Here is a 20,675-nt window from a genome sequence, read left to right as displayed (position 1 = left end):
TTATTCTTCGACCAAGTCGATTTCATCAGGCTGCTTGGCGGCCCATTCGAAACATTCGCTTTGGCATTGTTTCAAGAACTCAACCGGTTCGGAAACCGAAACGCCAAGCCGCCGGATACCGGCAACGAATCCGTCAATGGTGTCCTCATCCATCTCACCACTGTCGAGGTGATCGCGTCCAACCACGATGGACGTCAGGAGGGGCATTTCGTGCGAGTGGCAGTAGGCGAGAAGATCATCCAGGTGACCATGTTTGCCATTCATCAACGGCCGTGCCTTGCTCCAGGTCATTCCATTCGAGGCGGCCAGATCACCATAGCTGATATAGCGGTTCTCTCTGGCGGACCTGGACATCGCCGCGATTGACGTGCCGATGTCCAGACCCTTTCCATGGCGCCGGTTCCGCTCGACGATCAGTTCCTGGAACAACGGCGCACGCGTCTTGCCCGCACGCTCGTGGTTGATGATCCACTGGTCGATGTCGGCGTCAGACTTGTTTTCGAGGCTTGTCATTTGGAGTGCCGATCTTTGCGTTGATTGATCAAGTGCTCAGGCCGCCGAACAATGTCGGCAGGTCGAGCGGACGGAAACCGTAATGGCTGATCCAGCGAACATCGGCGCTGAAGTAGTCGCGCAGATCCGGCATGCCGTATTTCAGCGTTGCCAGGCGGTCGATGCCGATGCCCCAGGCAAAGCCCTGGTACTCATCGGGATTGATGCCTCCAAACCGCAGAACGTTGGGATGCACCATGCCGCAGCCGAGGATCTCCATCCAGTCGCTGCCCTCGCCGAACTTGACGGTGGGGCCGGACCGATCGCACTGGATATCAACTTCGAAAGACGGCTCGGTGAACGGGAAGAACGACGGCCGGAAACGCATGGTCACGGTGTCGACCTCGAAGAAGGCCTTGCAGAACTCCTCCAGGGCCCAGCGCAGGTGACCGACGTGAATTGTCTTGTCGATCACCAGGCCTTCGAGCTGATGAAACATCGGCGAATGGGTGGCATCGCTGTCCTGCCGGTAGGTCTTGCCCGGAATGACGATGCGGATCGGCGGCTGCTGCGCTTCCATCGTGCGGATCTGCACCGGCGAGGTGTGGGTGCGCAGAACCTTGCGGTCGCCGTTTTCATCGGGCTCGAGAAAAAACGTGTCGTGCATTTCCCGGGCGGGATGGCCGTCGGGGAAATTGAGTGCGGTGAAATTGTAGTAATCGGTCTCGATGTCGGGGCCTTCCGCGATGGAAAAGCCCATGTCGGCGAATATGGCGGTGATTTCGTCAACCACCTGGCTGATCGGGTGGATCCGGCCACGCTCGACCGGAGACTGGCGCACCGGCAGGCTGACATCGACGGTTTCGCGCGCCAGCCGCTCGGTGATGGCGGCGTCCCGGAGCTCGGCCTTGCGGGCCGTGATGGCATCGGTGACGCGGGCCTTCAACCCGTTGATCGCCGGCCCCGCCTCCTGGCGCTCCTCCGGCGTCATCTTGCCAAGGCCCTTGAGCAGTTCGGACACGGAGCCCTTCTTGCCAAGGGCTGCGACGCGCACGGCCTCGATGGCCGCCTCATCGGCGCTGGCGGCGATCTCGTCCATGATGGAGGTTTCAAGGCTCTGGTACTGGCTCATGGTCTTTGACTACCTGTTCATTGCGGCCGTATCTGGCGGGCGGCCGGCCTGTGCTTAAACGACTTGGCACTTCCGAGAAACAGGCGAATGCCCGGTTCCGATACGAAAAATCCCGCGCCAGCCGTGCCAGCGCGGGATCCCAAAATTCAAACTCTGCGGGAAAACGCTGGCTTAGGCGACAGCGCTTTCAAACTCGTTCGGAGTCTTGTCCTTGAGGTATTCGAGCGCCTTCTTCGCAGCGGCAACCAGAACACCGAATGCTTCCGCGTCATGGATCGCCATGTCGGAAAGAACCTTGCGGTCAACCTCGATGCCGGCCTTGGTCAGACCGTCGATGAAGCGGCCGTAGGTCAGGCCGTGCTCGCGCACAGCGGCGTTGATGCGCTGAACCCAGAGTGCGCGGAAATTCCGCTTCCGGACCTTGCGGTCGCGGTAGGCGTACTGCATCGACTTGTCGACGGCAGCCTTCGCGGCGCGGATGGTATTCTTGCGGCGCCCGTAAAAGCCCTTGGCTTTCTTCAGGACCTTCTTGTGCTTTGCATGGGCGGTAACGCCCCGTTTTACGCGTGCCATATCATGATCTCCTTAAAATCGCTGGTCCCGGCTCTGCTTACAGGCCGTTGGGAAGGAACTTCTTGACGATCTTGGCGTCAGGTTCGGAAAGAACCATGGTGCCGCGTGCGTCGCGAATGAACTTGTTGGACCGCTTGATCATGCCATGGCGCTTGCCGGCGGCTGCAGCGAGGACCTTGCCGCTCGCCGTGATCTTGAACCGCTTCTTGGCAGACGATTTCGTCTTCATCTTGGGCATTTCGCTACTCCTTGTCAGACCTCAGGGTACCGCGTGGGCACCGCATGGCCATTTCTTGTTGGGTGAGACGCAAAAGGGCGAAGACCCCTTTTTGCATCAAGCGTTGGAAACCGCCTCGGCATGCCCTGCCGGCCGGTTTGAACGCGCGCCTTATAGCCGTAGGCTGACAAAAGCGCAACGGGCGTTCGGATGAATCAGCGCGATAAAAGCAAAAACCGGCCATGGCATCCGCCGGACCGGTTCGCATCAGGCTGTCCAGAGTGTTATTTCGGAGCCAGAACCATCATCATCTGACGGCCTTCAAGCTTCGGCTCCGCTTCCACCTTGGCGATGGTGGCAGTGTCGTCCTTGACTTTCTGAAGCAGTTTCATGCCGAGTTCCATGTGGGCCATTTCACGGCCGCGGAACCGCAAGGTCACCTTCACCTTGTCGCCTTCGTCAAAGAAGCGGTTCATCGCACGCATCTTCACGTCGTAATCATGCGTGTCGATGTTGGGGCGCATCTTGATTTCCTTGACCTCGACGGTCTTCTGCTTCTTGCGCGCCTCGGAGGCCTTCTTCTGCGATGCGTATTTCAGCTTGCCCAGATCGACGATCTTGCAGACGGGCACGTCGCCCGCAGAGTTGATCTCGACCAGGTCGAGGCCAGCTTCTTCGGCCATCGCCAACGCCTGTTCGGTTGGCACGACGCCGTGGTTCTGGCCTTCGGAGTCGATGAGCTGGACCGTCGGGGTCCGGATATTCTGGTTCGCGCGGGGGCCTTCGTTGGCGGTTGGCGGCGCTCTGAATGGTCTGCGAATGGCTTTGGTCTCCTGATTAACTCGTGCAATTCAGCCGGTTCCGGCGCACGAGTATAGATGTCTCGAGCGCAATGTCGTGATCGGCTGGCCGGTGTCAATAGCATGGCTTTGCGAAAAAATCACCACAGGGCCGGTAACAGGCGTCCGAATCTTGTAAAAGATGCAGAAACGACAAAATGGGAGCGCACTGAAGATGACGGAACCGGTCGCCAGCAAACTGGATGTGGGCACGGGCGCGGACCAGCGTCCGATCGCGGCACTGACCCGCAAGGCAATGGCGAAAGGCGCCGGCTTGCCGGGTGTGGTCTGGCTCGGCGGCTACCGCTCGGACATGACCGGCTCAAAGGCCGAAGCACTGTGCCAGCAGGCCGGGCGCAACGGGCAAGCCTGCCTGCGGTTCGACTATTCCGGTCACGGCGCATCCGGCGGGGATTTTCGCGACGGCACGATATCGCGGTGGCTGGAAGAGAGCCTGGCGGCGTTCGAGCATTACACGTCAGGTCCGCAGATCCTCGTCGGCTCGTCGATGGGTGGCTGGATCGCGCTGCGCATGGTACAGGAACTGAATGCGCGCGGCCAGGGTGACCGGGTGGCCGGACTGGTGCTGATCGCGCCGGCGCCAGACTTCACGCTGGAACTGATGGAGCCGGAACTGACGGACGCGCAACGCGCGGCGCTCGAGCGGGACGGCTATTATGAGGAGCCCACCCCCTACGGCCCCGATCCGAACGTCTTTACCCGGGCGCTGTTCGAGGACGGCCGCAAGAACAGGGTGCTGGACGGGCTGATCGAGACCGGTGCGCCGGTCCACATCATCCAGGGCATGGCGGACCCTGATGTGCCGTGGCGCCACGCGTTGCGGCTGGTCGAGCACCTGCCATCGGAGAATGTCACGGTGACGCTGATCCGCGACGGCGACCACCGGCTGTCGCGGGACGAGGACATTGCCCGGATTCTCGCGGCCGTGGACGGGATCGCTGCCAAGGGCTGACTGGCAAGCCCGACCCTTCCGATTGGCGCTGCCCGGGCATATTCCTCCGGGGCTGCGGTCTCGCGCCGTTCAAGCGCCGCATCTCAAGAATGTCCCGGAACGGATCATTTCCCACCCTTGCCGGCAGGTGTGGCGCAGAAGCCGCGGCCAGTAACCATGTCTCGACAAGGATGCGGCCGCGCCGTTGACTCTTCCGCCCATACGATCTTAACTCTTTGTTAACGAAATGGGACGGCGTGGAGTAAACCGGCGATGTTGTGCGGACCGGGACGAGCAAAGCGGGCAATGATTGCCCTGTTGGCGTCGATTATGATGCCAGCGAGCGCGATGGCTTCCGGCCTGTCGATGCAGGTCGGGCGGGTGACATCGCAACCCATCGGCCACTACGAGTTCTGCAAGAAATTCACGTCGGAATGCGAGCCGGTCAAGGGATCTGGGGCCGCGCCGAAGGTTACCGATTACGGCTGGGACGTGGTCCGGGAAATCAACCGCGCGGTCAATTTCTCGGTGATGCCGAAGACCGACATGGAGCTGTTCGGCAAGGAAGAGGTCTGGACCTATCCCAACGTGGCCGGCGACTGCGAAGATTATGTGCTGCTCAAGCGCCACATGCTGATCGAGCGCGGATTTTCGCCCGCCGACACCCTGATCACGGTGGTCCGCAAGCCCGACGGCGAAGGTCATGCGGTGCTGACGCTGAGGACCTCCGAAGGCGATTTCGTGCTCGACAATCTGGTTGACGAGGTCAAGAACTGGCGCGAAACGCCCTACAGCTATCTCAAGCGCCAGGCGTCAACCAATTCCGGCCGCTGGGTCACCATCGAGAACGGCTCGGACGTTCTGGTCGGCGCGCTGGACTGAGGCTGGACGACTGCACCGACAGAGATAATTGTCAGGCAGCTGATTCGACCGCTTCTGCGGCGGCCCGTTTTTCAATCACGAACAGAGCCCAGGACGCCGCGACGCTCATGGCGGCCACAAGCATGAGCAGGGCGAAGGTCAATCCGATGCCGGCATGGCTGATGGCCAGCGCCGTGCAGACCGGCGCGCCGGCCATGGCAAACAGGCGAACAGTGGCGAGATTGCCGGTCATGGCGCCATAGCCATCGGTGCCGAACAGCCGGGCCGGAAGAATGGCGCGGGCGATGAAATTCAATCCCTGGCCAATGCCGAAACTGACGGCAAACGCGATCACGATCAGTTCTCCATCAAACCAGAGCCCCGCCATCAGACACGCCAGGCCGGTCAGCAGCGTCGTGCTCGAGATCACGCCGACGACCGAGGAGGACACCCGCTCGCCGGTCAGCATCTCGACAAGCCTTGCAGCCACCTGCATCGGGCCGATGACCGCGCCGGCAAGCGCTGCGAGCGCCGCGCCACGGCCCATCTCCTCCAGGATCAGGAAAAACGACGTGTGCACGGCCGACATCAGGAAACTGCCGCCAGCAAAGGCAAAGGCCATGAATACGAACGCCGACGTCCGGTTTCCTGGCCTGAGCAGGCCCGGGTCCCGGTTCTGCACTGGCGCAGGTTGAGGATTATCGCGCGTCCTGATGATGCCCGGAACCGAGGCGTGGATCGGCAGCGCGATCAGGAAATTGACGGCAGCAAGCACAAGGCAGACGCCGCGCCAGTCCATGAAGCCGAGCAGCCAGTGGATCAGCGGCCAGAACACGGTCGAGGCGAAGCCCGCAACCAGCGTGACATGAGCAATGGGACGCCGGGCATTGCGTCCGTGGATGGCGGTCAGGGCCGCAAAGCCGGTTTCGTACTGCACCATGCGGGAGGCAAACTCGATCACCAGCATGGCAACAACGAAGCCGGTCATCGACTGGACCAGCGACAGGTTGACCAGCGCAAGCGCTGCCAGACATGACCCGGTGACCATTACCGGCCGTGCGCCATAACGATCCATGGCCCGCCCCACCAGCGAAGCGGTGACCGCGCTGGTCAGCAACGCTGCGGAAAAGACCCCGAACACGAAACCGGTGCTCCAGCCCTGCGCACGGGCGATCTCCGGTCCAAGAATCGCAAAGGGGTAGTACAGCGTCCCGTAGCCGATCGTCATGGATATGCCGATGAGCAACGTCAGCGGTTCGACGCGGCGGGCGGGAGGGATCATGACACCCGCCGGTGAAGGGGTCCGTTCGATGTCATGCCGATCGAGCCCCGCTGTTTCATTCCGCGCGCAGGCCCATTCCGGCAACGCGGCGCAGGAATGCGATCAGGCCGGGATGGTCTTCACTGGTCGTCAGATCCTGAAGCTCCCTGTAGATCTCGGCCATGTCGAAGCCGTCGGGTGCGGATTCGGCGGCGACCGATATCTTCTGGTGCGATGTCGGCTTTGCCGCCTCGACGGAGAAGAAAAGCTCTTCATGCAGCTTTTCGCCGGGGCGCAGCCCGATTTCCTTGATGACGATATCCCCGCCGGGATTGGTCTCGTCGCAGACCGTCAGATTGGACAATTGCACCATCTTGATCGCCAGATCGCGGATGCAGACCGCGTTGCCCATGTCGAGCAGAAAAATGCGGCCAGGGGAATGACCGTTCTCGTCGTTGCGGCGGGCCAGGCTGCCGGCCTGGATCACCAGTTGCGCCGCTTCCTCGATCGACATGAAGTAGCGCGTGGTTTGCGCATGGGTCAGCGTGATCGGTCCGCCATTGCGGATCTGTTCCTTGAACAGCGGAATCACCGAGCCACTGGAGCCGATGACGTTTCCGAACCGGACAGCGCAGAACACCTTTGCCTTGTTGTTGCGTTTCGCCTTCTCGGCGAAATCCTGAACCACCAGTTCGGCTACCCGCTTGGACGCGCCCATGATGCTTGACGGCCTGACCGCCTTGTCCGTCGATATCAGCACGAAGACCTCGACGTCGCTGTCATAGGCGGCTGACGCCACCGAGAAGGTGCCCATCACGTTGTTCTTGACGCCCTCGAACGGGTTCGCCTCGACCAGCGGCACGTGCTTGTAGGCGGCGGCATGGAACACTGTGCGAACCGCGTGGTCGCGCATGACACGCCGCAGCAACGCCTGATCGTCGACCGATCCCAGCACCGCGACCTTTTCAAAGCCGGTCTGCTTGGCGAGTTCGCGGTCGATCTGGTAGAGCGCGATCTCGCTCGCATCCAGCATCACCAGCTTGGACACGCCAACCGCGCTCAATTGCCGGCACAGTTCCGAACCGATCGACCCTCCGGCTCCGGTCACCAGAACCACCTTGTTGCGGGTGTTGGCTTCCATCAGGCCAGAATCCGGAGGCACGGCGTCGCGGCCCAGCAGATCGCCGATCTCGACATCACGGATCAGATCGACGGTGTGCTTGCCATCTGCGATGTCGACAAAGGCCGGCAGGATGCGAACCCGCAGTCCCAGATCGCTCAACCGCTCGACGACCTCGGCCCTGCGAGCGGTGTTGGCGCTGCGCATGGTCACGATCGCTTCGCTGATGCCCTTCTTCTCGATCAGCCGTTCGAGATCGGCAGGATTGCTGATCCTGATACCGCCAACCGTGGCGCCCCACATTGCCGGGTCGTCATCAACCTGGAAGACGGTAATCCGGTTGCTGCTTTGCTTCAGGGTCGCGGCAATCTGGCGTCCGGCGTCGCCTGCGCCGTAGACCAGGATGTTCCGGCGCTGGGTCGGCTCCTGGGTAAATTCCAGGATCAGCCAGCGCGAGATGTAGCGAAAGCCGGACACCATCAGAAGCGACAGCAGCCAGAACAGCGCCAGCACCGATCGGGGCACAAGGGTGGAACCTTCAAGCCGCGCCACATAGGCGACCACTGCCCAGAGAATGGCAGTCAGCCCGACCGCCTTGAAAATGGTCCACAGCGCCTGTTCGCCGACATACCTGGTAATCGAGGTGTACAGGCCGGAGGCGTACATGATCGGGATGCCGATGACAGGCGCGGCCAGGATCAGAAGCGCCTGGTTGATATCGGGATTGTAAAGGGCGTTGAAGCGGAGCGAGTAGGCCAGCCAAACCGCGCCGGAGAACAGAACAAAATCGATGATGATCAGGATGAATTGCTTGGAGCGCCGATTAATCGCAGCAAGCCAATGGATCACCTTACGAATCATGCCCGAAGTCTCTTCTTGAAAAACAACTCGCCATCGAAACCCAATCTAGCCAGGGCGCTCAATGGCACACACCCCAGCGCTTGGCAACTCAAGCAGCAGGGTTTGCCTGATCCACTCTTCTTAAAGGATTAATGCGCCTGACGCTGCGGTGAAGCAGCAACGGTTCCGGCCGGCCGGAACCCGGCGTCAATTCGCCGGACCTCCGATTCGCGCTGGTCACAGATCAGGCATTGCCGATCAGCAGGCCTGCGGCAAAGACCAGGGCGCCACCCAGGACCACCTGAAAAATCGCCCTGCTCCACGGCGTCTCCATCCAGTGGTTCTGGATCCAGGCGATGGCCCAGAGCTCGACGAAGACCACCGCGATGGCCACGGAGGTGGCGATGGTGAAATCCGGGATCAGGTAGGGGAGCGCGTGACCAAGACCGCCGATCGCGGTCATGATGCCCGAAGCCAAGCCGCGCTTGAGCGGCGATCCGCGGCCGGAGATCACCCCGTCGTCATGGGCGGCCTCGGTGAAGCCCATGGAGATGCCGGCCCCGACGGATGCCGACAGTCCGACCAGAAAGGTTGTCCAGGTGTCGCCGGTGGCAAACGCGGTAGCGAAGATCGGCGCAAGGGTGGAAACCGAGCCGTCCATCAATCCAGCCAGCCCGGGCTGGACATAGGTCAGGATGAATTTGCGGCGGGCGGTCTCCGCTTCTTCGGACTTCACGTCTTCGGGCGTGTGTTCAAGGCCAAGCCGGCGCGCCAGGGATTCATGGCTCTTCTCCGCCAGCGCGAGATCGCCGAGCAGCTTGCGGGTGTCCGCGTCCGAGGCGCGGCCCGCGGCGGCAAGATAGAAATTGTGGGCCTGGGCCTCCATGTCCTCGGCGATCTGGCGGATCCTGTCGACGGACTGGTTCTTGACCAGCCAATCCGGCTTGCGTTCGTAAAACCCTCGCACATGCTCGCGGCGAATGAGAGGAATGCGATCTCCGAACCGTGCCTTGTGGCGCTCGATCAGCCGCGCGCGGTGCACGCTTTCCTCCGCCGCCATCTCCTCGAACACCCTGGCCGATTGCGGATAGTCATCTCTCAGGTGATCCGCATAGGCGAGGTAAATGCGAGAATCGTCCTCTTCGGACGATATCGCCAAAGCGAGAATTTCCTGCTCGCTCAGGGAGTTGAAGGACCTGCGGTTGAAGCCGAGAATGCGATTGAGCATGGGAACCCCACAAATTAGAATGGTTCTAAATTATGAGGTTCCGGCGAAGTTATCAAGCCGCGAAAACGCAAAGTTGATCCCTGCCGGGTTGATCCAGGGCACGGTCGCGTCCAAGTGTTTCAGCATGACTGAAGCACGCGAGATGAAAGACAGCCTGCTCGACCGCCTTGGACGGTTTCTGGCGCGGCGGCTGCATTCAGCCAACCCGGGCTACGAGCCCTATACGCCATCCGATCCGGAAACCCTTTCGCGAACCCTGCAGCCAGGCGATATCCTGCTGGTGGAGGGGAACCAGAAGGTATCCGCGGCGATCAAGTATCTGACCCAGTCCACCTGGTCGCATGCGGCGCTCTATGTCGGCACCGCGCTGATACCGGAGGATGGAGGGTCCGGAGAATACCCGCAACTCGTCGAAGTCAATCTCGGCGAAGGCTGCGTTGCGGTGCCGCTGTCCAAATATGCCCGCTTCAACACGCGGATCTGCCGGCCGGTGGGCCTGACCCCCGAGGACCGGGCGACTGTTGTCGCCTACATGGTGGAACGGCTCGGCGTCCGCTACGACATGAAGAACATTTTCGACATGTTGCGGTATTTCTTTCCCACACCGCCGGTGCCGGTGCGCTGGCGCAGACGGATGATCGCCTTCGGGTCAGGCGACCCGACCCGCGCCATCTGCTCCTCGATGATCGCCCAGGCCTTCCAATCGGTGCACTATCCGATCCTTCCCGAAGTCACGCGTGCACCGGGCAGGCAGCGGGCGGATTCGGACTATTCCCGCCGCGAGATCCTGCACATCAGGCATCATTCGCTGTTCGCGCCGCGGGATTTCGACCTCTCTCCCTATTTCAAGGTGGTCAAACCGACGCTTGAATACGGCTTTGACTACAAGCGGATCGAATGGGCGCACAAGCAATTGCCCGAGCCAGGCACAAGCCCGCAGGCCTTGTCGCAAGGCGAGTGACATCCCCGGAAGAGCGCCGGAGCCCACCTGCCGCAGGCTTTCACGACGGGGTGCCATCGGAGACGGCTTGCATCACGTCTGACATGGTAGTATTGATGTTTAAAGCATGAGTATGCGCGTAGCATGCATCTATATAAAGCCTTTAAACATGAGCCCGCATCATGATCACCGCCTCACAGTTGCGCGCCGCCCGGGCTCTGCTTGGAATCGACCAGAAGGACCTGGCCGCGCTGGCCGGGGTATCGCTGCCGACGATCCAGCGGATGGAAGCCAGTGACGGCAATGTCCGCGGCACCATAGATACGCTCACCAAGGTGGCGGAGGCTCTCGACAAGGCCGGCATCGAACTCATCGGGGATCACGCGGCCAGCACCGCCGGCGGGCGCGGGGTCAGGCTGAAAACCCCTGCATCCGCATCCGGAATGCCGCACTGAAATTCAATCAAGTCGCGACGGCGACCGCCGACAGCCCTGCCGACGATCCTGCCGCTCGAAGCTGCACAAAGAGAAACATAGACTCTGGCAATTTTGGCAATGGGCTCTCGAAAAATGCGTCAACCAAAGATACTCACGACACTTCAGACCTACAGCTGGCAGCTTTTTGTCAGTGACCTGCTGGCCGGGGCGACGGTCGCCATGGTTGCGCTGCCGCTGAGCCTCGCCATCGCCATCGCTTCCGGCGCCGGTCCGGAGAAGGGGATTGTCACCGCCATTGTCGGCGGTTTCCTGATTTCGCTGCTTGGCGGAAGCCGCGTCCAGATCGGAGGCCCGACAGGGGCCTTCATCGTCGTCGTGTTCAGCGTGATCTCCCAGTTCGGTTATGACGGCCTTGTGCTCGCAACCTTCATGGCGGGCATCATCCTGCTTGTCGGCGGCTATTTCCGGGCCGGAAGCCTGATTGCATTCGTGCCGGAGGCGGTGGTCAACGGCTTCACCATCGGCATCGGCATCATCATTGCCACGAGCCAGCTCAAGGATTTTCTCGGCCTGGCCGTCGACAAGGAGCCGGCGGACTTCTTGGAAAAGATTCCGGTGCTGTGGGAGGCGCGGGAGACTTTCAGTCCCGCGACTTTCGCGATTGCGATTGTCACGCTGATACTGATCGTCTTCCTGCGGCGCATCGCTCCCCGCTTCCCCGGCCTCATCGTGGCCGTCGGGGTCGGGTCGGCGCTCGTGGCGCTGATGGCGCTGCCGGTCGATACGCTTGGCTCCCGGTTCGGCGAACTTCCGAGCCAGATGCCATGGCCGCAACTGCCGGACCTCTCCCTCTCGCGAATGATCGAGTTGCTGCCGTCCGCCTTCATCATTGCCTTCCTGGCAGGGGTCGAATCGCTTCTCTCAGCCATGGTCGCCGACAAGATGATTCAGGGACAGCACAGGCCGAATGCCGAGCTGACGGCGCAAGGCATCGCCAATATCGGCTCTGCGTTGTTCACGGGCCTTCCGGCGACCGGTGCGATTGCGCGAACCGCGACCAACATCAAGGCCGGCGGCAAGACACCGGTCGCAGGGCTTGTGCATGCGGTCGTCATCCTGCTGGTGATGGCGTTCGCCGCGCCGGCGGCGAGCTACCTGGCGATGCCGGCGCTTGCAGCCCTTCTCATCATCACGGCCTGGAACATGACGGAACCGCACAAATGGCGTGAATACGCGCGCGGCAGGAAAAGCGACATACTGCTTCTGGTTCTGACGCTGGTCCTGACGGTTCTTGTCGACCTGACCGTGGCCATCGGCGCCGGCGTATCCATTGGCCTCGCGCTGCGCCTGAGCCGCCGCAAGTCCGTGGAAACCGACTGGACCCCGCCTGACAGGTGAGGCTTCAGCGGGCGCTCATTGAGCGACCTTGTCGCCCTGCCCCCGGCCGACGAGCGTCGACAGGCCAATCGAGATGTCCAGGCCGAGCGATTGCAAGGCCAGATACCTTGCATCCCATTTTGCCAGCCGTTCCGGATCGCTCATGTCGATGCCATTGATCTGTGCCAGGCCGGTGATGCCCGGCTTGGCCTTGAGAACGCCGAGCCGGTCGCGCGCCTCTATCAGCGCCGTCTGGGTGGGCAGGCAGGGCCGCGGCCCGACAAGGCTCATCTGGTTGCACAGGATGTTCCATGCCTGCGGCAGCTCGTCGAGCTTGGTGGCCCTCAGGAACCGCCCGAAGGGGGTGATCGCCGCGGCCGAGATTTCATGGGTCCCCGCCTGGCGGGTTCCGAGCTTCATGGTCCGGAACTTGTAGCAGACGAATTCACGCCCGTTGGTGCCGACGCGTTTCTGGGCAAAAATGCCCGGACCCGGCGACTGGACGCGGATGACAGCCCAGATCAGCAGCATGGCCCACCACAGCACGACGAACACCCCGATCGCCACGGCCAGGTCGATCAACCGCTTGAAGAAGGCGAACCAGACATTGTGCTGCTGGCCGTCCGACAGGACAAGGCCGGTTGCGGAAACCGCCGATTCTCCCGACAGGATAAAATCGGCGAGCCTGTGCACATGGACAGTCGGCCGGAACATCGCGACAAGGCCGAACAGGCCGTGCGCCAGCCATTTTGGCAAGCTATTGAGCCTTCGTAACCGCCCGCTCCATCGGTCTCCGTAGACTGCGGGCAGATAGATGGTCGTCACATTCACTCCGTCCATCAATGCCAGTTGTTCCGCCGCCTGCCGCTTGCTGGCGGCATATGCAGATTTATTGGCCTGGTTGAGAGCATGGGTAGAAGACACATTGAGCACCCGGCCGATGCCTGCCTCGCGCGCCTTGCCGGCAACCTCAACCCCGAAATCGACATTCACGCGGCTGAAATCCTGACTGTCGAGTTTCGCGTCAGTGTTGGCAACGGCAAGATGGAGCAGCAGATCCCATCCGCGCGCGCGCTCTACAAGATGGTCATACGCGCAGGAATCAATGTGGGGGAACAAGGCCGCCAGTCTTGCCGGATCGCGGCCGACCAGCAGCAGCTGCACTCCGGGTCTCGCAAGAAGCGGCACCAGGCTTTGCCCCACGAAGCCCGATGCTCCCGTAATCACTATTCTCATGTTATTCCCAGACCACCCATCCGCGGACTCCTGACCCCTCCGAACTGCCATCGCTCAGGCCAGTCCGGGCGATGTTTGCCGCATGAACTCAATTCTTGTCCAGTATGCGCTCCGGCCTCGTCCGCAAACATGGGAACCAGATACACCCTAAGGCCGCAACGCGGACAGCACCAATTGTACCATCACTGCCCACGCAGCCGTTTCACGCGATCTGCCTGTAGGGCGGTCGCCAGCCGCGATTTGCGGTGGTCAGCAAGACAAAATAGAGCGCGTAAAGCGCGACATGCCGGTCGATCACAAGCAGGTAATGCAACATTCCGAACGAGATGGTCAAAGCCAGCATCAGCAGGACATTCTCTTTCGTGGCGGGGCCGCCAAGCACATAGATCCGGTTGAAGCAGAATCCGAAAAAGCCGAGCATCAGCATCAGGCCAACAAAGCCACGCTGCAGGATTTCATCCAGGATGAAATTGTGAACGAAGGTGTATTTTCCAAGGTTCTCCTGGTTGTAGGACGGGCTGTGCCGAGCGATCTCAGCCGAAATTCCGTATCCGCCCCGACCGAAGAACGGGTGTTCCGGGATCAGGTCAAGGGCAGCCTGCCACTGGACAAGCCGGGTTGAAATGCCCGACGTGCCGGTGAATTCCGAGAATTCGAGCGTGACGTTCACTTCCTTGATGGTGGCGTGGACTCTCTGCGTCAGGATCGGGGTTACCAGCCAGATGCTGCCCGCCGCAAGCGCCAGCAGGACACCCCAGACCGCCCACGCCCGCCGGTCGGTGAGCTTCCAGCCTTTCATGTCGGCCCGGGCGAGACTGAAAAGATCCCAGACCAGACCGGCGATGAAGACGGGAAGCACCGACCGGGTGCCGGAAATCAGGATCGGGATCAGGGCTATGTAGAAAAACAGTCTCCGGTTGGCCAGGAGCTGCGGAGCCGGCTTCACCTCCAGGCGGGAAACCACCGCCAGAAACGCAATCGCAAACGACGCATTGGCGGCGTTTGAGCCGAAGCCGAAACGCCCGCCTTCCATCACAGTCACCGCAAGCCCCCAGATTGCCAGGACCACGAGGCCGGCGCGCGTGCCCAGCACAAACTGGCGCAGCGGATCACGCACCAGCACCGCGCCGACGGCAAGCGGGATGATCAGGAGATAATAGAGCGGATAGGACGACCACCGCATGTCTTCAGGCAGGCTGCCGTTCAACAGGTTTATCGCCAGGCATCCTGTTGAAAAGGCCAGGGTCGCAAGAACGTATTTCCTGTCCAGGTGCCGCAGGGACTTTGCAGGCCGGAACAGCAGCAGGTACATCCCCATGACCACGAAAACACCAAACACCACCGCGCTGGTTTCTGTCGGGAGCAGAAACATGAAAGCCCCGAGCGCGAAGATCCAGCCATCCAGTCTGCGGCGAAACAGGAAGATTCTCTTCGACGCGGACTTTGACGGAAACGGGAATCGCATTCGGACTTTTCCTGAACAGGGATGGACGTGACGGGTTCATGTATCGATCAAGCGATCGGAGTGGATATGGAAACCGGTGACCCCGTCCTCCCCGGGGAGTATCAAGACAACAGCTGTCGCGGATCTGCCCGTCGCGGCAGATCCGGTGTCGATGTATGGAGCGATGGTTTGCGCAGGTCAAGAAATTGATCCCGGCTCGTTGCCGCCTGCCCCCATGTGCTGCCCGGTTCGACGAGATGCGAACACATCGCAGCGGGCCGGGTCACGCCGCCCGGTTCGCCTGCCAGACGGCGGTCTATCCAATTTGGCTGGAAATCCTGCCACCCTGATCTATAAGGGCAGGATGCCGGGACAGCACGACGCGCTCAGCCGCATCGGCGCATGATGATTGGATTGGGTTGATATGAGTAGGTGGTTTGTCACAGGCGGCAACGGGTTCATCGGGACCAACCTGGTCCGTCTCCTGGCCGGCGCCTCCGGAACCGCGGAGCCGCTGGCCCGGGAAATCGTCATCTACGATTCAACGCCGGCGCCCGCGGGCAGACATGCCGTCGCGCTCGGGGCGGACGGCGCGCCCGAGATCACCCACGTGACAGGAGACATTCTGGATCCCGCGGCCCTGACGCAGGCGATGGAAGGTGCCGACTACGTCGTCCATCTTGCCGCCTCCTCCAGCGTCAACCGGTCCGTCGAGGACCCGTTCTTCGATCTTCAGAACAACGTCATCGGGACCCTGAATGCGCTTCAGGCGGCGCGGACGGCCGGCGTCAAGAAGCTCGTCTTCGCCTCCTCCAGCGCGCCGCTCGCCAATGCGGCGCCGCCGATCCACGAGCAGATGGCGCCCGATCTTGGCAATCCCTATGCTGCGGGCAAGCTGGCCGGCGAGGCCTATTGCCAGGCCTTTTCCAGCTGCTACGGCCTGCAAACCACCGTGTTGCGCTTTTCCAACGTGTTCGGCCCCTATTCGGAGCGCTCGAGCGGCGTCATCCCGACCTTCATCCGCAAGCTTCTCGCAGGACAGCCGATCGAGATCTACGGCGACGGCTCGGCGACCCGCGACTTCATCCATGTCAGCGACATCTGCGCCGTCATTGCGAAAGCCGCGACCGACACGCGGCCATCCAGAGGCACCGTCTTTCACGTGGCGACCAGGACCGAAACCAGCATCCTGAAGATCGCCACGCTGCTGGTCGAGGCGATGCGGGCCCGCGGGTTTGAGACACCCGAACTCCTGTTCAGGCCCGAACGCGTCGGCGACGTGCCGCGCAGTTTTTCGGAAAACAGCAAGGCTCGGCAATTCTTCAACTGGGAGCCCCGCAACACGCTGGAAAAGGACGTCGGCGACCTGGTCGACTGGTTCATCGCGCTGAACACGCCCAAGGGCTGAGCCGTTCCGGATTTGCCGGAGATGGCGGCGGGAGGGCAATGACCGCTGTGGCAAGGCCGCAAATGATTGTTTTTCTTGCGAAAGGCCAAGCCGCGCAACCACTCAGGCCGCAAGCGGGTCACCAGCCGCGTGCCAACAGATCCGCAATGGCAACACGAAACGGGGCCATTCAACGGCTAGATTGACTCGCTTTGATCTAGAAGGTACTCGCTCTGTGCATCATCACCGGATACGATCGAAAGCCATAATGTCCAGAATGATAAGCCGCTGTCGCATTTGTGGAAATGAGCATTTGGCGCCCATATTGGATCTGGGCGAGCAGGTGATGAGCGGCATCTTTCCGCGATCCGAAGCGGAACAGGTCGACACTGGCCCCCTGCAACTGGTGAAATGCACTGGCAAGCCCGAAGAGGTTTGCGGTCTGGTTCAGCTGGCTCACACATTCGATCTCGAGGCCATGTACGGCGAAAGGTATGGCTATCGCTCCGGGCTCAACGCCAGCATGGTGAAGCATCTCCACGCCAAGGTAGGCTACATTCAGGAGACCGCTCCGCTCCGGGCCGGAGACCTGATTGTTGACATCGGCAGCAACGACGGAACGACGCTGTCGGCCTATCCCGCCGATCTCTATGACCTTGTCGGAGTCGATCCAACGGGCCGGAAATTTGCGTCCTACTACAAGCCTCACATCCGCCTCATACCGGACTTCTTTTCGGCTGAGACCCTGCGTCGCCATCTCGGCGAGCGGCGCGCACGGGTGATCACATCGTTCTCGATGTTTTATGATCTGGAGGCGCCGGCCGAGTTCATGCATGAAGTCATCCAGATGCTCGAGGACGACGGCATCTGGGTTCTGGAGCAGAGCTATCTTCCGACCATGCTCGCCCGGAACAGTTATGACACGGTATGCCACGAACACCTTGAGTATTACGCCCTGGCCCAGATCAAATGGATGACGGATCGCGCCGGAGCCAAGATCATCGACGTTTCGTTCAACGATGTGAACGGAGGGAGTTTTTCGCTCACCGTCGCGCGGAAAGAGGCTCCGCAGCCCGAGTTCTACGGCCTGTCGGCAATTCTCGAGCATGAGACCGCCCTGGGTCTTGACGGCCTTGCTCCCTTCCGCGCCTTTGCTGATCGCGTTGAAAAAAGCCGGGATGCGTTGCGTGAGTTTTTCCAGATGGCGCGTCAGAAAGGCGCCTATGTCGGCGCGCTTGGAGCATCCACGAAGGGCAACGTTCTGCTCCAGTATTGCGGTGTTACCACGGATGATATTGCCGCTGTCGGAGAGGTGAACGAGGACAAGTTTGGAGCCTTTACGCCAGGAACACTCATTCCCATCATCCCCGAAAGCGAACTGCTCAAGCGCAATCCGGACTACCTGATCGTGCTGCCCTGGCACTTCAAGCAGTTCTTTGACAACGCGCCTCACCTTGCCGGGCTGAAACTGGTCTACCCATTGCCGGAAATCCAAATCCATCAAACAAACTAGCCCCGATTGAAAGGACCTTTTCATGTCGAGCAGGGATTACTGGGAACGAAACATCAAGGGCTTTTCGGGCTTTTATGACACCGGCTCTGAGGAAACCTTGCGAGGATCTTGGCTGTTTCGCGCATTCTACCGGACGTTTCTATTGCCCGTCGAGAAGGCTTACATGCGCAAGCGCTACGCCATGGTCCGCAGCTTCATTGACAGCAACTCCGAAGGGGGAACCGCTGCGGACATCGGTTGTGGCAGCGGCATTTTTTCGATCATCATGGCGGAGCGACAGGCCCGCGTGTATGCTTTGGATTTCGCAAAATCGGCGGTTGAGCTGACCCGCGAAAACATCCCTGCCAATCTCACTGAGCGTATCACAGTCGATCAACTGGATATCTTGAACGACTCAATACCAAGAGTCGATACCGCCATTGCCATCGGAGTTCTACCTTATGTGGCTGACGAAGCGACATTTATTGATCATATTGCGCCGAATTGCGACCGGATACTGTTCAACTTTCTTGATGCTGACAATCTGCTCAACCGCCTACGCAAGTTCATGGTTCAACTAGACGCACGCGGCTACTGCTATCACAGCAAGGATAAAATCGCCGCGCAGCTCGGGCATCACGGTTTCGATATAGAAAAAGAGGAAGCCTTGGCAACCGGTTGGATGATCACCGCGCGCCGCCAGCCGTTGAAAGAAACGGGGCTTTATGGCAAATAAGCAGGCGGCATCAGGTCGACGTATCCCTTGGGCGAAGGCTGAGTTCTGGGGCAATGAAGAGAAGTACGTCATTGATGCGCTTCAATCCAGCTGGATCTCCGGCGGCCCTTATGTCGAACGGCTGGAAGCTGCCTGCGCCCAGTTGCTAGGCGTTCCCCATGCCCTTGCTGTCGCCAACGGTACGGCGGCTCTGGACCTGGCCTTTCTGGCTCTCGACGTAAAACCGGGTGACGAAATCATTGTGCCGGGTTTCGCCTTCATGGCGGCCGCCAACGTGGCGCTTCAGAAGGGCGCCGTCCCGGTCTTCTGTGACGTCGATCCCCGAACCTGGTGCATCCAGCCAAAGGCCGTGGAAAAGCTCATCTCCAAACGGACGCGCGCAATCGTCGCCGTTCACAGTTACGGCAACATGTGCGACATGCCCGGATTGCTCGCTCTCGCCGCTGCCCACGATATACCTCTCATAGAGGACGCGGCCGAAGCATTCGGCTCAAGGATGGGCTCTCTCATGGCCGGGGCACGGGGCCAGATCAACACTTTCAGTTTTCATGCCACGAAGACGGTCACAACCGGCGAGGGTGGCCTGGTGACCACTCATGACAGTGGCCTTGCAGAAAGAATGCGTCTCTATCGCAGCCATGGCTTGCGCCGTCACCGCCACTATTGGCACGAGTTGCCGGGCCACAATTTTCGCCTCACCAATCTTCAGGCTGCGCTGGGTGTCGCCCAGCTGGAAAAAATAGAGACGATTCTGGAACAGCGAAACAGAATGTACCGGCGGTACAAGGAACGGCTTCTGTCAATTCCGGGCACGCAAATGCAGATGATCACCGAGACATGCGAGGCAGCAATCTGGGCCATCGCACTGAAGCTGGACGCCGCCACATTCCCTCAGGGCCGGGACGACGTGATGTCAGCCCTGTCGAACAAGGGAATAGAAACCCGTCCTGGATTTCAGCCGCCGGCGGAAATGGACTATTTTGGCCCCAGCTCTGTTCCGGTGAGCGAGGATCTCGGACGCTGGGTGATCAGTCTGCCGAGCTACCCGAGCCTGACCGACGGCGAGATTGATTATATTTGCAACGAACTTGCGATGTTGGGCAAAGCGGGATGACCTTACAAACCTCTTCACGAGCATTTTCGGTTATCTTGCCGACCTACAATGAAGCCGGCAATATCGTAACGCTCGTCGACAAGATCCGCTCAGCTGTCCCGGAAGGAGCCGGCTTTGAAATCTTGGTGGTCGATGACAACAGCCCGGACGGCACCTTCGATCTCGTGCGTGAGACGTTCAAGGACGATCCGTCCGTCCGGCCGATCTTGCGAAGCACCGACCGCGGTTTTGCGAAGTCCATACGGCATGGGATCGAGATGGCAGCGCATGAGCGGATTGTCGTCATGGATAGCGATCTGACGCATGATCCGATCGAAATTCCGAGGCTTTTGCACGTTGGCGAGATCTACGATATTGTCAGTGGTTCGCGGTTCTGCGCTGGCGGCCGGATGACGGACACAAAGCATTACATGATCAGCCTGATATACAACTGGATTTTGCGGCTGTTGCTGCGCACTCAGGTTCAAGACAATCTCGGTGGATATTTCACCGCACGGCGCGACAGCATCCTGCAATTGCCATCGGACGAAATCTTCTTCGGTTACGGTGAGTACTATTTTCGACTGCTCCATTTCGCACAGCGGGCAGGGCTATCGATCGTGGAGGTACCGTCGCACTATCTGCTGCGCGGAGCGGGCACCAGCAAGTCGAACTGGTTGCACATGATCTGGAGCTACACAACGGCAGCGCTACGGTTGAAATCAAGAATAGCATTCTCTTACGATAGCAAGAACGACGGCCCTTCATCGACGACGCCACACTCCTCATGAGCACGAAACCGGCCACGGGAGCAATGAAGTATGCCGCTTTTGCAGTACGCCTGTTGTTTACAGTCGGCCTCCTGGTGGCCGTGTTGCGCACTGTTGATCTTGAGCTCGTCCGGTCAGGCCTTGAGGGTGATCTTGGCTTTGCCCTGATAAGGTACTGTAACTTGACGTCTGGAAATTGCTTTTGCGCAGGTGCCATGAGCCCCTGCCAAGGCGTGGCCCGGCAGGGG

General features: G+C 60.5%; 20 protein-coding genes. 10 read left to right on the top strand and 10 right to left on the bottom strand.

Annotated elements, in window-relative coordinates:
* The 5 genes from O4H62_RS19275 to infC form a co-directional block, all read right to left on the bottom strand.
* Complete coding sequence (locus tag O4H62_RS19275) at positions 1–513, bottom strand: hypothetical protein (RefSeq protein WP_269390342.1); 513 nt, start codon at positions 511–513, stop codon at positions 1–3.
* Between the two features lie 28 nt (positions 514–541).
* Complete coding sequence (gene pheS / locus O4H62_RS19270; RefSeq protein ID WP_269390339.1) at positions 542–1,624, bottom strand: phenylalanine--tRNA ligase subunit alpha; 1,083 nt, start codon at positions 1,622–1,624, stop codon at positions 542–544.
* Between the two features lie 171 nt (positions 1,625–1,795).
* Entirely contained in the window at positions 1,796–2,197 is a 402-nt protein-coding gene (gene rplT / locus O4H62_RS19265) for a 50S ribosomal protein L20 (RefSeq protein ID WP_269390338.1), read from the bottom strand.
* A gap of 37 nt (positions 2,198–2,234) precedes the next feature.
* Positions 2,235–2,435 (bottom strand): 50S ribosomal protein L35, encoded by a 201-nt coding sequence (gene rpmI / locus O4H62_RS19260; RefSeq protein WP_152010794.1) that lies wholly within the window; start codon positions 2,433–2,435, stop codon positions 2,235–2,237.
* A gap of 263 nt (positions 2,436–2,698) precedes the next feature.
* A complete protein-coding gene (gene infC / locus O4H62_RS19255) occupies positions 2,699–3,235 on the bottom strand; it encodes a translation initiation factor IF-3 (RefSeq protein ID WP_269390898.1) in 537 nt (178 codons plus the stop codon).
* Between the two features lie 193 nt (positions 3,236–3,428).
* Here infC and O4H62_RS19250 point away from each other — a divergent pair, with 193 nt between their 5' ends.
* Complete coding sequence (locus tag O4H62_RS19250) at positions 3,429–4,226, top strand: alpha/beta hydrolase (RefSeq protein ID WP_269390333.1); 798 nt, start codon at positions 3,429–3,431, stop codon at positions 4,224–4,226.
* A 309-nt stretch (positions 4,227–4,535) separates the two neighbouring features.
* Positions 4,536–5,087 (top strand): transglutaminase-like cysteine peptidase, encoded by a 552-nt coding sequence (locus O4H62_RS19245; RefSeq protein WP_430538477.1) that lies wholly within the window; start codon positions 4,536–4,538, stop codon positions 5,085–5,087.
* A 31-nt stretch (positions 5,088–5,118) separates the two neighbouring features.
* Here the strand turns inward: O4H62_RS19245 and O4H62_RS19240 are convergent, their stop codons facing one another.
* From O4H62_RS19240 to mbfA, 3 genes are all read right to left on the bottom strand, one after another.
* Positions 5,119–6,348 carry an MFS transporter gene (locus tag O4H62_RS19240; RefSeq protein WP_269390329.1) on the bottom strand — a complete coding sequence of 410 codons (1,230 nt, stop codon included), beginning with the start codon at positions 6,346–6,348 and terminating at the stop codon, positions 5,119–5,121.
* 55 nt (positions 6,349–6,403) lie between these two features.
* Positions 6,404–8,308 carry a polysaccharide biosynthesis protein gene (locus tag O4H62_RS19235; protein ID WP_269390328.1) on the bottom strand — a complete coding sequence of 635 codons (1,905 nt, stop codon included), beginning with the start codon at positions 8,306–8,308 and terminating at the stop codon, positions 6,404–6,406.
* A 223-nt stretch (positions 8,309–8,531) separates the two neighbouring features.
* Complete coding sequence (gene mbfA / locus O4H62_RS19230; protein ID WP_269390326.1) at positions 8,532–9,515, bottom strand: iron exporter MbfA; 984 nt, start codon at positions 9,513–9,515, stop codon at positions 8,532–8,534.
* 124 nt (positions 9,516–9,639) lie between these two features.
* Between mbfA and O4H62_RS19225 the strand changes: the two genes are divergently transcribed.
* The 3 genes from O4H62_RS19225 (at position 9,640) to O4H62_RS19215 (ending at position 12,290) form a co-directional block, all read left to right on the top strand.
* Entirely contained in the window at positions 9,640–10,476 is an 837-nt protein-coding gene (locus O4H62_RS19225) for a YiiX/YebB-like N1pC/P60 family cysteine hydrolase (protein WP_269390325.1), read from the top strand.
* 161 nt (positions 10,477–10,637) lie between these two features.
* Positions 10,638–10,910, top strand: coding sequence for a helix-turn-helix domain-containing protein (locus O4H62_RS19220; protein WP_269390323.1), 273 nt, complete (start codon positions 10,638–10,640; stop codon positions 10,908–10,910).
* A 114-nt stretch (positions 10,911–11,024) separates the two neighbouring features.
* On the top strand, positions 11,025–12,290 hold the full coding sequence (locus tag O4H62_RS19215) for a SulP family inorganic anion transporter (RefSeq protein WP_269390322.1): 1,266 nt from the start codon (positions 11,025–11,027) through the stop codon (positions 12,288–12,290).
* Positions 12,291–12,305: 15 nt separating this feature from the next.
* On the opposite strand, the gene O4H62_RS19210 is transcribed toward O4H62_RS19215, so the two are convergent.
* Positions 12,306–13,505 carry a sugar transferase gene (locus tag O4H62_RS19210; protein WP_269390321.1) on the bottom strand — a complete coding sequence of 400 codons (1,200 nt, stop codon included), beginning with the start codon at positions 13,503–13,505 and terminating at the stop codon, positions 12,306–12,308.
* A gap of 202 nt (positions 13,506–13,707) precedes the next feature.
* Positions 13,708–14,970, bottom strand: a complete 1,263-nt coding sequence (locus O4H62_RS19205; protein WP_269390319.1) for an O-antigen ligase family protein — start codon at positions 14,968–14,970, stop codon at positions 13,708–13,710.
* A gap of 403 nt (positions 14,971–15,373) precedes the next feature.
* On the opposite strand from O4H62_RS19205, the gene O4H62_RS19200 reads away from it, so the two are divergent.
* The 5 genes from O4H62_RS19200 to O4H62_RS19180 all read left to right on the top strand — a co-directional run bounded on the left by O4H62_RS19200 (position 15,374) and on the right by O4H62_RS19180 (position 20,448).
* Positions 15,374–16,357: an NAD-dependent epimerase/dehydratase family protein gene (locus O4H62_RS19200; RefSeq protein WP_269390317.1), complete on the top strand. Its 984-nt coding sequence runs from the start codon at positions 15,374–15,376 to the stop codon at positions 16,355–16,357.
* A gap of 214 nt (positions 16,358–16,571) precedes the next feature.
* Positions 16,572–17,849 carry a class I SAM-dependent methyltransferase gene (locus O4H62_RS19195; protein WP_269390315.1) on the top strand — a complete coding sequence of 426 codons (1,278 nt, stop codon included), beginning with the start codon at positions 16,572–16,574 and terminating at the stop codon, positions 17,847–17,849.
* Between the two features lie 22 nt (positions 17,850–17,871).
* Positions 17,872–18,564: a class I SAM-dependent methyltransferase gene (locus tag O4H62_RS19190; protein ID WP_269390314.1), complete on the top strand. Its 693-nt coding sequence runs from the start codon at positions 17,872–17,874 to the stop codon at positions 18,562–18,564.
* Positions 18,554–19,678, top strand: a complete 1,125-nt coding sequence (locus O4H62_RS19185) for a DegT/DnrJ/EryC1/StrS family aminotransferase (RefSeq protein ID WP_269390312.1) — start codon at positions 18,554–18,556, stop codon at positions 19,676–19,678. Before O4H62_RS19190 ends, O4H62_RS19185 begins: the two co-directional genes overlap by 11 nt.
* Complete coding sequence (locus O4H62_RS19180; RefSeq protein ID WP_269390311.1) at positions 19,675–20,448, top strand: glycosyltransferase; 774 nt, start codon at positions 19,675–19,677, stop codon at positions 20,446–20,448. The genes O4H62_RS19185 and O4H62_RS19180 overlap by 4 nt, the downstream gene beginning before the upstream one ends.
* Positions 20,449–20,675 lie beyond the last annotated feature (227 nt).

Source organism: Parahoeflea alexandrii (assembly GCF_027214025.1).
Classification (GTDB): domain Bacteria; phylum Pseudomonadota; class Alphaproteobacteria; order Rhizobiales; family Rhizobiaceae; genus Hoeflea; species Hoeflea alexandrii_A.
This window is presented reverse-complemented; position numbering and strand designations above follow the sequence as displayed.

Bases quoted from the DNA above. Each gene is read 5' to 3' on its own strand.
- O4H62_RS19180 (WP_269390311.1), top strand. From the start codon at position 19,675: ATGACCTTACAAACCTCTTCACGAGCATTTTCGGTTATCTTGCCGACC.
- O4H62_RS19240 (WP_269390329.1), bottom strand. From the start codon at position 6,348: ATGATCCCTCCCGCCCGCCGCGTCGAACCGCTGACGTTGCTCATCGGC.
- rplT (WP_269390338.1), bottom strand. From the start codon at position 2,197: ATGGCACGCGTAAAACGGGGCGTTACCGCCCATGCAAAGCACAAGAAG.
- O4H62_RS19215 (WP_269390322.1), top strand. From the start codon at position 11,025: ATGCGTCAACCAAAGATACTCACGACACTTCAGACCTACAGCTGGCAG.
- O4H62_RS19250 (WP_269390333.1), top strand. From the start codon at position 3,429: ATGACGGAACCGGTCGCCAGCAAACTGGATGTGGGCACGGGCGCGGAC.
- O4H62_RS19205 (WP_269390319.1), bottom strand. From the start codon at position 14,970: ATGCGATTCCCGTTTCCGTCAAAGTCCGCGTCGAAGAGAATCTTCCTG.
- O4H62_RS19220 (WP_269390323.1), top strand. From the start codon at position 10,638: ATGATCACCGCCTCACAGTTGCGCGCCGCCCGGGCTCTGCTTGGAATC.
- O4H62_RS19200 (WP_269390317.1), top strand. From the start codon at position 15,374: ATGAGTAGGTGGTTTGTCACAGGCGGCAACGGGTTCATCGGGACCAAC.
- rpmI (WP_152010794.1), bottom strand. From the start codon at position 2,435: ATGCCCAAGATGAAGACGAAATCGTCTGCCAAGAAGCGGTTCAAGATC.
- O4H62_RS19245 (WP_430538477.1), top strand. From the start codon at position 4,536: ATGATGCCAGCGAGCGCGATGGCTTCCGGCCTGTCGATGCAGGTCGGG.
- O4H62_RS19190 (WP_269390314.1), top strand. From the start codon at position 17,872: ATGTCGAGCAGGGATTACTGGGAACGAAACATCAAGGGCTTTTCGGGC.
- O4H62_RS19210 (WP_269390321.1), bottom strand. From the start codon at position 13,505: ATGAGAATAGTGATTACGGGAGCATCGGGCTTCGTGGGGCAAAGCCTG.
- O4H62_RS19185 (WP_269390312.1), top strand. From the start codon at position 18,554: ATGGCAAATAAGCAGGCGGCATCAGGTCGACGTATCCCTTGGGCGAAG.
- O4H62_RS19235 (WP_269390328.1), bottom strand. From the start codon at position 8,308: ATGATTCGTAAGGTGATCCATTGGCTTGCTGCGATTAATCGGCGCTCC.
- O4H62_RS19275 (WP_269390342.1), bottom strand. From the start codon at position 513: ATGACAAGCCTCGAAAACAAGTCTGACGCCGACATCGACCAGTGGATC.
- mbfA (WP_269390326.1), bottom strand. From the start codon at position 9,515: ATGCTCAATCGCATTCTCGGCTTCAACCGCAGGTCCTTCAACTCCCTG.
- pheS (WP_269390339.1), bottom strand. From the start codon at position 1,624: ATGAGCCAGTACCAGAGCCTTGAAACCTCCATCATGGACGAGATCGCC.
- O4H62_RS19225 (WP_269390325.1), top strand. From the start codon at position 9,640: ATGACTGAAGCACGCGAGATGAAAGACAGCCTGCTCGACCGCCTTGGA.